This is a genomic window from Bradyrhizobium huanghuaihaiense, assembly GCF_007830635.1.
Lineage (GTDB): Bacteria > Pseudomonadota > Alphaproteobacteria > Rhizobiales > Xanthobacteraceae > Bradyrhizobium > Bradyrhizobium huanghuaihaiense.
Genome location: NZ_VLLA01000002.1, coordinates 31,307 through 43,565 on the forward strand (window position 1 = coordinate 31,307; position 12,259 = coordinate 43,565).

Here is a 12,259-nt window from a genome sequence, read left to right on the forward strand (position 1 = left end):
GCCGGGAGGGCTGACCGCCTGTGCTGTTGTCCAGGAAGCCGAACCATGCAGATCGCGATGGCCACGTTGAACGGGACAACGTCGCCGCGCTGCCGCCTGCGGGCATTCCGGCGCCATCGCGTCAGAGCCTGCGCGGCCTCGACTGGTTCATCTTCTTCCTCGCCGACGTGCAGACCGGCTTCGGTCCCTTCATCGCGGTCTACCTGACCACGCAGAAATGGACCCAGGTCGAGATCGGCCTCGTGCTGTCGATCGGCGGCATCGTCGCCCTGATCGGACAGATGCCGGGCGGCGCGATCATCGACGCGGCGAAGTCCGAACGGCTGGTCGCGGCGCTCGCGATCGCGACCATCGGCGCCTGCGCGCTCGCCTATGCGGCGATGCCGGTCTTCCCCGTGGTGGTGACGGCCGCCACGCTGCATGCGATGGCGAGCTGCGTGCTGGGGCCGGCGATCGCGGCGATCAGCCTCGGCCTGGTCGGCCCGCTCGCGATCGGCGAGCGGCTCGGCCGCAACGCGCGCTTCGCCTCGCTCGGCAACGGCGTCGCCGCCGCCGTGATGGGCACGGCCGGATATCTCTTGTCGAGCCGCTCGGTGTTCCTGGTCACCTTCCTGCTCGCGATCCCGACCCTGATCGCGCTGTCGCGGATCCGCGAGGAGGAGGTCGACATCAGGCGCTGTCACGGCGAGATGCCGCCGGAAGCCGCCGACCGCGGCGACACCAATGTCTGGCATTTGATCCGGCAGCGTCCGCTCATCGTCTTCGCGCTCAGCGTGCTGCTGTTGCAGCTCGCGAACGCGGCGATGATGCCGCTGATGGCAAGCGCAGTGACGGCGCGGTCGAGCCAGTGGGCGACTGTGCTGGTCGCGGCCTGCATCATCGTGCCGCAGGCGATCGTGGCGCTGCTGTCGCCGACCGTCGGGCGCAAGGCGCAAGCCTGGGGCCGGCGGCCGCTGCTGTTGATCGGATTCGGCGCGCTGACGATTCGCGGTCTGCTGTTCGCGACCGTGCGCGATCCCTATCTGCTGGTTGCGGTGCAGGTGTTCGACGGCATCACCGCGGCGGTGTTCGCGGTGATGATTCCGCTGATCGTCGCCGACGTCGCCTTCGGCAGCGGTCATTTCAACCTGGCGCAGGGCATCGTCGGCACCGCGACCGGCATCGGCGCGTCGCTGAGCACGGCGCTCGGCGGCTATGTCAGCGACAAGTTCGGCAACGCCACCGCCTTCATCGGGCTGTCCGGCGTCGCCGCGACGGGGCTGTTGCTGATCCTGCTCGTGATGCCGGAGACCCGGCGCACCGGCATGGCCGTGACGAAAGAAATGGCCGGCTGAAGAATTTCAGCCGGCCAAAGTAGGCAGGGAGGAAGAATGTCAGGCGTCGAGATTGTGCAGGCGCTGGCGGTTGCGCAGCACGATCTGGCGGGCACCGGAGAAGCCGAGAATGCCCTGGGTGTGCAGCTGGGACAGCGCACGCGACACGGTTTCGAGCGTGAGGCCGAGATAGTCGCCGATGTCGCGGCGGCACATCGGCAGCGCCATCATGCCGGCAACCGCGAGGCGGCGGTCCATTTCGAGCAGGAAGGTCGCAACGCGCTCCATCGCGGTCTTGCGGCCGAGCAGCAGCATGTGGTCTTCGGCGTGACGCAGCTCGGACGCCGTCATGGCCCAGAGCTTGCGGGCGACCTGAACGTCGGTGCCGGCGGCCTTCTCGAGGCTGGCGCGCTTCACGAGGCGCACATTGGTGTCGATGATGGCCTCGGCGGCGAGGCGGTGGGTGGCGCCGGATTCGAGGCCGAACACGTCGCCGGGAAGATGGAAGGCGCCGATCTGGCGGCGACCGTCTGAGAGAAGCTTGTAGCTGCGCACCGCGCCCGACACGACCTGGTAGACATATTCGGCGGGCTCGTCCTCGCCATAGATCTCCTCGTCCTTGCGATAGGAGAACTCGGTGGCGACGAGGCCGACATGGCCGGTGACCGCGCCGAACTGGTCGGAAACGGGGTGGGCAGGAGCAATCTTGCCACCGATCTGGGTGTTGATCGCCTGGGTCTTGAGTGTCTGGGTCAGCATCTGCGCCATCTCCGTTGTGATGGAACATCGCTACCCGGGTTTGCGCAATCCGGAAATTTCGCGCGTTATCTTAAGGACGTTTACCTACGTAGAATCCCGTAGGTCAATTACCGCGGCGGTCCTGGATGGCGTGGCGGATGCACTTGACCAGGTTTTCATCGAGAAGCGGCTTCAAAACCACGTCCTTGACGCCCACTGCAGCCGCCCGGGTCGAGATGTTCTCGTCCGGATAGCCGGTGATCAGGATCACGGGCGTGTCGCTGTCGGACTTGCGCAGGCGGCCGGCGAGGTCGATCCCGTTGATATCGGGCATCTTGTAGTCGATCACATAGCAGTCCGCGCCCGGCGCTCCGGCGGCATTGAGCAGCGCCGTCGCATTCTTGAAGGTCCGCACGGCGAAGCCGTCGGTTTCCAGCAGGAAGCGCAGGGAGCCCAGCACGGCGGCATCGTCGTCGACCACGTAGACAGTGGGCTTTGCCGATGACGCCATCGGGACACGCTGAGGGTGCGAGCCAATCTCGATCATTCTGACTGGCTAGCACAGGTGGCCACAACCGCCTTGACTTGCCTCAAGCCGACTTGCCTCAAGCCGATTTGCCTCAAGCCGGTTCGGCTCAATCGTTGAGCATGCCGGCGCGCATCGCGAGGCGGACCAGCTCCGAGAGAGAGTTGGCCTGCATCTTGGTCATGACGTTGGCCCGGTACACCTCGATGGTGCGCGGGCTGATGTCGTATTCGCGGGCGATCAGCTTGTTGGAAAGACCTGCGATCAGTCCCTCCATGACCTGGCGCTCCCGGGGACTCAAGGATGCGACCCGGGCCGCGATGTCCTGCGCGACGGCCTCGTTCTTGGCGGCCGGCTCGGCCTGACGGATCGCCGTCTCGATCATGGCGGTGAGACGATCGTCCTCGAACGGCTTCTCGAGGAAGTCGACCGCCCCGAGCTTCATCGCCTCGACCGCGAGCGGCACGTCGCCGTGCCCGGTCATGATCAGGATCGGAAACGGGCTCTGCTGCGCCTTCATGCGCTTCAGGAGCTCGATGCCGTCGAGGCCCGGCATGCGTACGTCGGAGACGACGCAGCCGAAGGCAAGGCCGGGCAGGGCGTCGATGAAGCTCTGCGCGTTGTCGAACAGCGTGACGCCGAAGCCGGAGGAATCCAGCAGAAAGTTCAGCGAGTCCCGCATCGCGTCGTCGTCATCGATGACGTAGACATGTCCTTTGGTCGTCATGCATCAATTCTCGTCGGCTGCCGGGAGGGTGAAGCGGAATGTCGCCCCGCCCGATGCGTTGCTCTCGGCCCACATGCGCCCGCCGTGAGCCTCGATGATCGAGCGGCTGATGGACAGTCCCACGCCCATGCCGGTGTCCTTGGTGGTGAAGAAAGTCTGAAACAGGTTTGGAATGACGTCGTCCTGGAAGCCGGAGCCGGTGTCGGACACCTCGATCTCGATCATGTCGTCGGCGACGGGCGTGTTGGTGACGACGAGCTCGCGCCGCGGCGACTGCGCCATCGCCTCCAGTGCGTTGCGGAACAGGTTGACCAGCACCTGCTGGATCTGCACCCGGTCGGCGAGAACGAGGTCGGCTTCCGGATCGAGGCTGAAGCGGAGCTGCACGTTCTGCTCGCGCGCGCCGGCGAGCCCGAGCGCGCCTGCCTCCTCGATCAGCTTGGACAGGCTCTCGACCCGCTTCTCCGATTCGCCGCGGGCGACGAAGTCGCGCAGGCGCCGGATGATCTGGCCGGCGCGCAGCGCCTGCTCGGCAGCACGGTCCAGCGCGCTCTCGATCTTCGGTGTGTTGGGATCGACGCTGCCGGCGAGCAGCCGCCGCGAGCCCTTCATGTAGTTGCTGATCGCCGCCAGCGGCTGGTTGAGCTCGTGCGCGAGCGCGGACGCCATCTCGCCCATGGCGCTCAGCCGCGAGACGTGGACCAGCTCGGATTGCAGCTCCTGGAGCCGCGCCTGAGTCTGCTGGTGCTCGGTGAGGTCGCGGACGAAGCCGGTGAAATAGGGCTCGCCGCCGGACTGCATCTCGCCGATCGACAGGTGCATCGGGAAGGTGGTGCCGTCGCGTCGCTTGCCCGTCACGATGCGGCCGATGCCGATGATGTGGGGATCGCTGGTCGTGCGGTAGCGCGCAATGTAGCTGTCATGCCGGGAGCGGTCCGGCTCCGGCATCAGGATGCTGACATTCTGGCCGATCGCCTCATGCTCGGACCAGCCGAACAGGCGCTCGGCCGCCGTGCTGAACAGCTGGATGATGCCGTGGCCGTCGATGACGATCATGGCGTCGGGGATCGTGTGGAGGATCGAGCGGAGGTGCGTCTCGCGGGTCCGCAGCGCACTCTCGACCTGCTTCTCCTGGTCGATATCGAGGAAGATGCCGCTGAGATGGCGGGCCGAGCCGGCTTCGTCGCGAATGACGCCGGCGCGGGCGCGGATCCATTGCCCTCCGTTGGAGGCGCCCGCGACCTTGAAGGATACGTCGAAGCCGCCGCCGCGTTCGCTGACGTGCTCGATCGCGCTTTCCACGCGGTCGCGATCCCGGGGCTCGAGCTGCGACAGGAAGAGGTCGTAGCTCGCCGGCTGGTCCTGCGCGATACCAAGCAGGGTCCTGGCGGTGTCCGACCAGTCCAGTTCCCGCGTTGCGAGGTCGAGATCCCAGGTGCCGACGCCGAATCCCTCGATCCGGACCCGGAAATGCTCGCCGCGACCATCGTCCGGCGGATGCGTTACGCGGGTCGGCGACAATCGATGGCTCCCATTCTGGTGCGGCGGGCACGGTGCCGCCAGACGTGAGGGCAATTTCGCCCATGGGCGGGCCGGAGGCAAGTTCGGATGTCTGATTCCATTGCGGGATTTCCCGCAAGCCGGCACCGGCAATTTGATCTACCTCATCCTGCCTTGCAGCGGCGAGGCTAGATTTCGCGCCAGTTCACAGCCGTGCGGAGAAGCCCGATGACATACGCGACCGTGATGGTCAGCCTGGCGCTCGATCAATCCAACGAGGCGCGTCTTCAGGTCGCGGGCGAGCTCGCCGAGCGATTCGAAGCGGCCATCGTCGGGGTCGCCGCGGCGCGGTTCGCGCCGCCGCTCTATTTCACTGACGGCGCCGAGGCCCAGGGGCTGATCGACGAGGGCGAAGCTTCCATCAAGCGGCGCCTGGCGGGTCTGGAGGCGCAATTCCGCGCCGCGACGAAGAATCGTGGCGGGCTCGCGGAGTGGCGCAGCGCCCAGGATTTTCCGACGCGCTTCGTCCTGGCGCAGGCGCGCTGCGCCGACATCGTCGTCAGCGGCGGCCAGAGCCCGGCCTTCTCCGACGCTTTCGCGCTGGCAAGCCCCAAGGATCTGGTGATGCAGCTCGGGCGTCCGCTTCTCGCCGTGCCCGACCGGGCCAACTGGCTCGATCTGCGGAGCGTGCTGGTGGCGTGGAAGGATACGCCGGAGGCGCGGCGGGCGGTGGCGGACGCGCTGCCGATGCTGCGCAAGGCGAGGGACGTCACCATCGTCGAAATTCCGGAGCCGGACGACGACCGTTCGCGCGTGATGGCCGGCGTCACCGACGTCGCCGCCTGGCTCGCCCGTCACGGCGTCACCGCGGCCGCGCGCGCCTCGGAGGCCGCGCGGAACGAACCCGCCGCCGTGCAATTGGAGAAGGTCGCCGGCGACGTCGGTGCTGGTTTGATCGTGGCGGGCGCCTACGGGCATTCGAGGTTCCGTGAGCTGGTCCTGGGCGGCGTCACCCAGTATCTTGTCACGCAATCCACGCGTTGCGTGCTGCTGTCGCACTGACGGCCGGTCGGCCATAGCGAGTTGAGGAGGACGCGCCGTGTACAGATTTCTCGAGCAGACCGCCAGTGGCTACATGACGCGCAGCGTCAAGACGGTGCAGCGCGACCGCAACATGCTCGAGCTCAGCGAGATGTTCGAGCGCGACGATTTCAACTCCTATCCGGTCGAGGACGACGGACAGGTGGTCGGCATCGTCACCAAGTTCGACATCCTGAAATGCTTCGCCTTCACCCCAAACCAGATGCTGCCGCGATATCATGACCTGATGAGCCGCAAGATCGGCGACGTTATGACGGCGGAGTTCATCTATGTCAGCCCCGACACGCGCCTGACGCGCGTGCTCCAGATCATGGTCGAGCACCGCATCAGGAGCATCATCGTGCTCGACGGCGCACAGAAGCTGGTCGGAATCATCGCCCGCGAAGACGTCATCAAGGCGCTCAAGGCAACCGCGGGGGATTGAAGTCGGCAAGTGCTCGGCCTGCATGGTTCGAGACGCCCGCAAGGGCGGGCTCCTCACCATGAGGGTCTAAGACTTCGCCGGGAAACAAGACCTCATCCTGCGGAGCCCGCCCTTGCGGGCGTCTCGAAGGATGGCCACAGGCACGCTGCCTGCCACGTGTCTTCTGCCCCGCAGTCGTAGGGTGGGCAAAGCGAAGCGTGCCCACCGTTTCTGTTGCGGTGTTGGATGGATGGTGGGCACGGCGCAAGTGCGCCTTTGCCCACCCTACGATTTCTGGGCTCGCGGAGCCAACCGGCAGCCGTCTCACATTTAGCAGAAATCCATTTGTCTTGATTTCAATCAATTCCCCGCGAGGGTCAATGTGGTTTCTGGCTCCGTGTTCTTTCAGAGAGAATCCGCATGAGCCAGCCCTCCATCTCCAAATCCATGACCATCGGTGAAAGCGGCCTGGCTGTCGTGTTCGCAGCCACCGCCTTCCTCTGCGTGATCGCCTCGGCCAAGGCGCTCGACGCGCCGTTCGCCTTCCATGCGGCGCTCAGCGCGGCGGCGAGCCTGGCCGCGGTGTTCGTCATCATCAACCGCTACTTCGAGCGTCCGGCGGCGCTGCCGCCGGCGGAGATCAACGGCCGCCCCAACTACAACATGGGGCCGATCAAGTTCAGCTCCTTCATGGCGATGTTCTGGGGCATCGCCGGCTTCCTCGTCGGTCTCATCATCGCCTCGCAACTGGCCTGGCCTGCGCTGAACTTCGATCTGCCCTGGATTCAGTTCGGCCGGTTGCGGCCGCTGCACACCTCGGCCGTGATCTTCGCCTTCGGCGGCAACGTGCTGATCGCGAGCTCCTTCTACGTCGTGCAGAAGTCCTGTCGCGTTCGCCTCGCCGGCGATCTCGCGCCCTGGTTCGTCGTGATCGGCTACAACTTCTTCATCCTCGTCGCGGGCACGGGCTATCTGCTCGGCGTCACCCAGTCGAAGGAATATGCCGAGCCGGAATGGTACGCGGACCTGTGGCTGACCATCGTCTGGGTGGTCTATCTGCTCGTCTTCCTCGTCACCGTCATCAAGCGCAAGGAACCGCACATCTTCGTCGCGAACTGGTTCTACCTCGCCTTCATCGTGACGATCGCGGTGCTGCATCTCGGCAACAACCCGGCGCTTCCCGTCTCGGCGTTCGGCTCGAAGTCCTACGTCGCCTGGGGCGGCATCCAGGATGCGATGTTCCAGTGGTGGTACGGCCATAACGCGGTCGGCTTCTTCCTGACCGCCGGCTTCCTCGCCATCATGTACTACTTCATTCCGAAGCGCGCCGACCGGCCGATCTATTCCTACCGCCTGTCGATCATCCACTTCTGGGCGCTGATCTTCCTCTACATCTGGGCCGGTCCCCACCATCTGCACTACACGGCGCTGCCCGACTGGACGCAGACGCTCGGCATGACCTTCTCGATCATGCTGTGGATGCCCTCCTGGGGCGGCATGATCAACGGCCTGATGACGCTGTCGGGCGCCTGGGACAAGCTACGCACCGACCCCGTGCTGCGCATGCTGGTGGTCTCCGTCGCCTTCTACGGCATGTCGACCTTCGAAGGCCCGATGATGTCGATCAAGGTGGTCAACTCGCTCAGCCACTACACCGACTGGACCATCGGCCACGTCCACTCCGGCGCGCTCGGCTGGGTCGGCTTCGTCTCCTTCGGCGCGCTGTACTGCCTGGTGCCGTGGGCCTGGAATCGCAAGGGCCTCTACAGCCTGAAGCTCGTCAACTGGCACTTCTGGGTCGCCACGCTCGGCATCGTTCTCTACATCTCGGCGATGTGGGTGTCCGGCATCCTCCAGGGCCTGATGTGGCGCGCCTACACCTCGCTCGGCTTCCTCGAATATTCCTTCATCGAAACCGTCGAGGCGATGCATCCCTTCTACATCATCCGCGCCGCAGGCGGCGGCCTGTTCCTGATCGGCTCGCTGATCATGGCCTACAATCTCTGGATGACGGTTCGCGTCGGCGAACGGGAAGTCCAGATGCCCGTCGCTCTTCAGCCGGCGGAATGAGGAGCTCAAGCAATGTCGTTCTGGACACGCCACCAAATCTTCGAAAAGAACTCGATCATCCTGATCGTCGGCATCCTCCTGGTGATCTCGATCGGCGGTCTCGTCGAGATCACCCCGCTGTTCTACCTCAAGAGCACGATCGAGAAGGTCGACGGCGTGCGGCCCTACACGCCGCTGGAGCTGGCGGGGCGCAACGTCTACGTCCGCGAGGGCTGCTATCTCTGCCATTCGCAGATGATCCGCCCCTTGCGTGACGAGGTCGAGCGCTACGGCCACTTTTCGCTCGCCGCCGAGAGCATGTTCGACCACCCGTTCCAGTGGGGCTCCAAGCGCACCGGTCCGGACCTTGCCCGCGTCGGCGCCAAATATTCCGACGACTGGCACGTCACCCACCTGATCAATCCGCGCGCGATCGTGCCGCAGTCGGTGATGCCGGGCTATCCGTTCCTCAGCCAGGCCGAGGTCGATCCCGACACGATCGCCGACCACATGCGCACGTTGAGAGCTGTGGGCGTGCCCTACACCGACGAGCAGATCGCCAACGCAGGCGCCGATTTGAAGGCCCAGGCTGATCCCGACAATGCCGGCTCCGACGCCTTCACCAAGCGCTACGCCAAGGCGGTGGTGCGCAACTTCGACGGCAAGACCGGCACGCCGACCGAGATGGACGCACTGATCGCGTACCTGCAGATGCTCGGCACGCTGGTCGACTTCAAGATCTACAACGAGAAAGCCAATCTTCGCTGAGAAGGCATCAACGATGAAAGCCATCCTGACAGCCCACAATCTTGCGTCCGAGCTGGTGACGACGATCTGGACGCCGGTGTTCGTCGCGATCTTTCTCGCGATCATCGCCTACGCATTTTGGCCCCGTAACAAGGCCGCGTTCGACGAAGCGGCACGCCTGCCGTTGCGGGAGGAGTGAGAGACCATGACCGATCATAGCGAAGTCGATACCGTCACCGGCAAGTCCACGACCGGACATGAATGGGACGGCATCAAGGAGCTCAACACGCCGCTGCCGCGCTGGTGGGTGATCAGCTTCTACCTCACCATCATCTGGTCGATCGGTTACTGGATCGTGTATCCGGCCTGGCCGCTGATCTCGAGCCATACGACTGGGCTGCTCGGCTATTCGACGCGCGCCAGCCTCGCGGTGGAGCTCGCCAATCTCGAGACGCTGCGCGGCGAGAAGATGGCGGCGTTGGCGGCGGCGCCGCTCGCCGACATCGAGAAGGACCCGGCCTTGCTGGCGCTCGCCCGCGCCAAGGGCAGGACCGTGTTCGGCGACAATTGCGCGCCGTGCCACGGCTCCGGCGGCGCCGGCGCCAAGGGCTACCCGAACCTGAATGACGACGACTGGCTGTGGGGCGGCACGCTCGACCAGATCATGCAGACCATCCAGTTTGGCGCGCGTTCCGGCCATGCCAAGACGCATGAGGGCCAGATGCTCGCCTTCGGCAAAGACGGCGTGCTGAAGGCCGACGAGATCGTCACGGTCGCCAATTACGTGCGCTCGCTGTCGGGCCTTCCGACCCGCAAGGGCTTTGATGCGGCCAAGGGTGAGAAGATCTTCACTGAAAACTGCGTCGCCTGCCACGGCGAAGGCGGCAAGGGCAACCAGGAGCTCGGCGCGCCTGATCTGACCGACAAAATCTGGCTCTATGGCTCGGACGAGGCCGCCCTGATCGAGACCATCAGCCAGGGCCGCGCCGGCGTGATGCCGGCCTGGGAAGGGCGGCTCGATCCCGCCACCATCAAGGCTATGGCGGTTTACGTGCATTCGCTGGGCGGCGGAAAATAGCAGGTATGGAGGAAACGGGGCGAACAAAAGCGCCCTCGTTTGAGCTGGATCAAGCGATGCGGCGGCGTCGGCTCTAGGTTTAATCGCACCTTTTCGAGACAAACTTCGCGATGAACAAGACCGTGAACCCGAACGAGCTCACATCGGACGACGATTACGGGCCGCTCTACGCAGCCCACAAGAAGGTCTATCCCCAGAGCGTCTCCGGCACGTTCCGCCGGATCAAATGGGGTCTGATGGCGTTCTGCCTCGGCGTCTACTACTTCCTGCCCTTCGTGCGCTGGAATCGGGGCCTCGGCGCGCCCAGCCAGGCGGTGCTGATCGATCTTCCCAACAGCCGCTTCTATTTCTTCTTCATCGAGCTGTGGCCGCAGGAGGTCTACTACTTCACCGGCCTCTTGATCGTCGCCGCGGTGGCGCTGTTCCTGATGAACTCCATCGGTGGCCGCATCTGGTGCGGCTATCTCTGTCCGCAGACCGTCTGGACCGACCTGTTCTATGCCGTCGAGCGCCTGATCGAGGGCGACCGGCGCGAGCGCATGAAGAAGGACGCCTCGTCCGACCCGATGAAGCTCGAGCGCATCTCCGAGATCGTGCTCAAGCATTCGATCTGGCTGCTGATCGCCTGGTGGACCGGCGGCGCCTGGGTGCTCTACTTCAACGACGCGCCGACCCTGGTGAAGCAGCTCGTCACGTTCCAGGGGCCGATGATCGCCTATGTCTGGATCGGCATCCTCACCGCAACGACCTATCTGCTCGCCGGCTACATGCGCGAGCAGGTCTGCACCAATATGTGCCCGTGGCCGCGCATCCAGGCTGCGCTCACCGACGAATGGGCGCTCAACGTCACCTACCGCTACGACCGCGGCGAGAAGCGCACGTCGGTGAAGAAGGCGGCCGAGCTGCGCGCGCTCGGCCAGCAGGTCGGCGACTGCGTCGACTGCTACCAGTGCGTCGCGGTCTGTCCGACTGGCATCGACATCCGCAACGGACCGCAGATGGAATGCATCCAGTGCGGGCTCTGCATCGACGCCTGCGACAACGTGATGGCCAAGATCGGCCGGCCGAAGCGGCTGATCGGCTACGACAACGACATCAACATCCATCGCCGCCAGGAAGGCAAGGCGCCGATCTACCGCATCGTGCGGCCTCGCACCATCGTCTACAGCGCGATCATCGCCGCGGTCGGCGGCATCATGATCTACACGCTGGCGACCCGCAGCCTGCTCGACGTCAACGTGCTGCACGACCGCAATCCGGTCGCGGTCAAGCTCAGCGACGGCTCGATCCGCAACGCCTATACGGTGCGGCTGCTGAACAAGAGCGGCTACGACCGCGTCGTCGCGATCGACGCGGACGGCCCGGCCAACTTGACCGTCCAAGTCGTCGGCGTGGATTCCGTGACGCCCGACCGGCCGATGGTCGTGATCCCCCGCGACTCCACCAGCGAGCTGCGCCTGCTCGTCACGGCGCCGGCGGAAAGCAATCCGGAGAAGTCGGTCCCGGTGCGCTTCCACGTCACCGATATCGGCCTCGGCGAGGTCGCCTCCGCCACCGACAATTTCGTCGCGCCGTAGGAAGGAGACTGCCATGGCATCCAAGCCGCTGACCGGAACCAAGGTGCTCCTGATGCTGGTCGCTTTCTTCGGGCTCGTGATCGGCGTCAACGTCACCATGATGAAGCTCGCGATCGCGACGCTACCCGGAACCGATGTCGACAGCCCCTATGCAGCGGGCCTGACCTATGACCGCGAGATCTCGGCGGCGCAGGATCAGGCCGCGCGCAAATGGCAGGTCAGCGCCCATATCGAGCGCCGTACCGACGGTGGTGCCGCGATCCAGGTCGAGGCGCGTGATGCGAGCGGCCAGCCGCTCGCCGGATTGAAGTTCGGCGGACGCCTGGAGCGGCCGACCGACAAGCGCGCCGATCTCCAGGTCGAGCTCGCGGAAGCCGGCATCGGCGTCTATCGCGGCAATGCCGCGTCCGTCGCGCCGGGGCAGTGGGATCTGGTGATCGAGGGTGAGGCGCGAGGGGCGCGTGTGTTCCTCTCGCGCAACCGCGTGATCCTGAACTGAG

At 65.2% G+C, this 12,259-nt stretch carries 13 protein-coding genes; 9 read left to right on the plus strand and 4 right to left on the minus strand.

Features of this window, described 5'->3' with window-relative positions; translation table 11 throughout:
• The first annotated feature begins 20 nt into the window (after nucleotides 1–20).
• Nucleotides 21–1,334: an MFS transporter gene (locus tag IQ16_RS04160; protein ID WP_018646857.1), complete on the plus strand. Its 1,314-nt coding sequence runs from the start codon at nucleotides 21–23 to the stop codon at nucleotides 1,332–1,334.
• A gap of 39 nt (nucleotides 1,335–1,373) precedes the next feature.
• Here the strand turns inward: IQ16_RS04160 and IQ16_RS04165 are convergent, their stop codons facing one another.
• The 4 genes from IQ16_RS04165 to fixL form a co-directional block, all read right to left on the minus strand.
• Nucleotides 1,374–2,072, minus strand: coding sequence for a helix-turn-helix domain-containing protein (locus IQ16_RS04165; protein ID WP_026312589.1), 699 nt, complete (start codon nucleotides 2,070–2,072; stop codon nucleotides 1,374–1,376).
• Nucleotides 2,073–2,175: 103 nt separating this feature from the next.
• Nucleotides 2,176–2,598 (minus strand): response regulator, encoded by a 423-nt coding sequence (locus IQ16_RS04170; RefSeq protein ID WP_018646859.1) that lies wholly within the window; start codon nucleotides 2,596–2,598, stop codon nucleotides 2,176–2,178.
• A gap of 88 nt (nucleotides 2,599–2,686) precedes the next feature.
• Complete coding sequence (gene fixJ / locus IQ16_RS04175) at nucleotides 2,687–3,304, minus strand: response regulator FixJ (protein ID WP_018646860.1); 618 nt, start codon at nucleotides 3,302–3,304, stop codon at nucleotides 2,687–2,689.
• A 3-nt stretch (nucleotides 3,305–3,307) separates the two neighbouring features.
• Complete coding sequence (gene fixL / locus IQ16_RS04180) at nucleotides 3,308–4,825, minus strand: sensor protein FixL (RefSeq protein WP_018646861.1); 1,518 nt, start codon at nucleotides 4,823–4,825, stop codon at nucleotides 3,308–3,310.
• Between the two features lie 207 nt (nucleotides 4,826–5,032).
• On the opposite strand from fixL, the gene IQ16_RS04185 reads away from it, so the two are divergent.
• From IQ16_RS04185 to IQ16_RS04220, 8 genes are all read left to right on the plus strand, one after another.
• Nucleotides 5,033–5,866 (plus strand): universal stress protein, encoded by an 834-nt coding sequence (locus IQ16_RS04185; RefSeq protein ID WP_018646862.1) that lies wholly within the window; start codon nucleotides 5,033–5,035, stop codon nucleotides 5,864–5,866.
• A 37-nt stretch (nucleotides 5,867–5,903) separates the two neighbouring features.
• Nucleotides 5,904–6,329: a CBS domain-containing protein gene (locus tag IQ16_RS04190; protein WP_018646863.1), complete on the plus strand. Its 426-nt coding sequence runs from the start codon at nucleotides 5,904–5,906 to the stop codon at nucleotides 6,327–6,329.
• A gap of 399 nt (nucleotides 6,330–6,728) precedes the next feature.
• Nucleotides 6,729–8,378 (plus strand): cytochrome-c oxidase, cbb3-type subunit I, encoded by a 1,650-nt coding sequence (gene ccoN, locus IQ16_RS04195; protein ID WP_018646864.1) that lies wholly within the window; start codon nucleotides 6,729–6,731, stop codon nucleotides 8,376–8,378.
• A gap of 12 nt (nucleotides 8,379–8,390) precedes the next feature.
• Entirely contained in the window at nucleotides 8,391–9,125 is a 735-nt protein-coding gene (gene ccoO, locus IQ16_RS04200; protein WP_018646865.1) for a cytochrome-c oxidase, cbb3-type subunit II, read from the plus strand.
• A gap of 13 nt (nucleotides 9,126–9,138) precedes the next feature.
• The gene (locus IQ16_RS04205; protein WP_018646866.1) at nucleotides 9,139–9,303 is read left to right on the plus strand and encodes a cbb3-type cytochrome oxidase subunit 3; all 165 of its coding nucleotides are present in this window, start codon (nucleotides 9,139–9,141) and stop codon (nucleotides 9,301–9,303) included.
• Nucleotides 9,304–9,309: 6 nt separating this feature from the next.
• Nucleotides 9,310–10,182 carry a cytochrome-c oxidase, cbb3-type subunit III gene (gene ccoP, locus IQ16_RS04210; RefSeq protein WP_018646867.1) on the plus strand — a complete coding sequence of 291 codons (873 nt, stop codon included), beginning with the start codon at nucleotides 9,310–9,312 and terminating at the stop codon, nucleotides 10,180–10,182.
• Nucleotides 10,183–10,292: 110 nt separating this feature from the next.
• Nucleotides 10,293–11,759 (plus strand): cytochrome c oxidase accessory protein CcoG, encoded by a 1,467-nt coding sequence (gene ccoG, locus IQ16_RS04215; RefSeq protein WP_145831283.1) that lies wholly within the window; start codon nucleotides 10,293–10,295, stop codon nucleotides 11,757–11,759.
• A gap of 13 nt (nucleotides 11,760–11,772) precedes the next feature.
• Nucleotides 11,773–12,258 (plus strand): FixH family protein, encoded by a 486-nt coding sequence (locus IQ16_RS04220; RefSeq protein WP_018648250.1) that lies wholly within the window; start codon nucleotides 11,773–11,775, stop codon nucleotides 12,256–12,258.
• Nucleotide 12,259: the final 1 nt, after the last annotated feature.

Excerpts from the sequence above, each read along its gene's own strand:
- IQ16_RS04165 (WP_026312589.1), bottom strand. The coding sequence starts at position 2,072 with ATGCTGACCCAGACACTCAAGACCCAGGCGATCAACACCCAGATCGGT.
- IQ16_RS04170 (WP_018646859.1), bottom strand. The coding sequence starts at position 2,598 with ATGATCGAGATTGGCTCGCACCCTCAGCGTGTCCCGATGGCGTCATCG.
- fixJ (WP_018646860.1), bottom strand. The coding sequence starts at position 3,304 with ATGACGACCAAAGGACATGTCTACGTCATCGATGACGACGACGCGATG.
- IQ16_RS04185 (WP_018646862.1), top strand. The coding sequence starts at position 5,033 with ATGACATACGCGACCGTGATGGTCAGCCTGGCGCTCGATCAATCCAAC.
- ccoN (WP_018646864.1), top strand. The coding sequence starts at position 6,729 with ATGAGCCAGCCCTCCATCTCCAAATCCATGACCATCGGTGAAAGCGGC.
- ccoO (WP_018646865.1), top strand. The coding sequence starts at position 8,391 with ATGTCGTTCTGGACACGCCACCAAATCTTCGAAAAGAACTCGATCATC.
- IQ16_RS04205 (WP_018646866.1), top strand. The coding sequence starts at position 9,139 with ATGAAAGCCATCCTGACAGCCCACAATCTTGCGTCCGAGCTGGTGACG.
- ccoP (WP_018646867.1), top strand. The coding sequence starts at position 9,310 with ATGACCGATCATAGCGAAGTCGATACCGTCACCGGCAAGTCCACGACC.
- ccoG (WP_145831283.1), top strand. The coding sequence starts at position 10,293 with ATGAACAAGACCGTGAACCCGAACGAGCTCACATCGGACGACGATTAC.
- IQ16_RS04220 (WP_018648250.1), top strand. The coding sequence starts at position 11,773 with ATGGCATCCAAGCCGCTGACCGGAACCAAGGTGCTCCTGATGCTGGTC.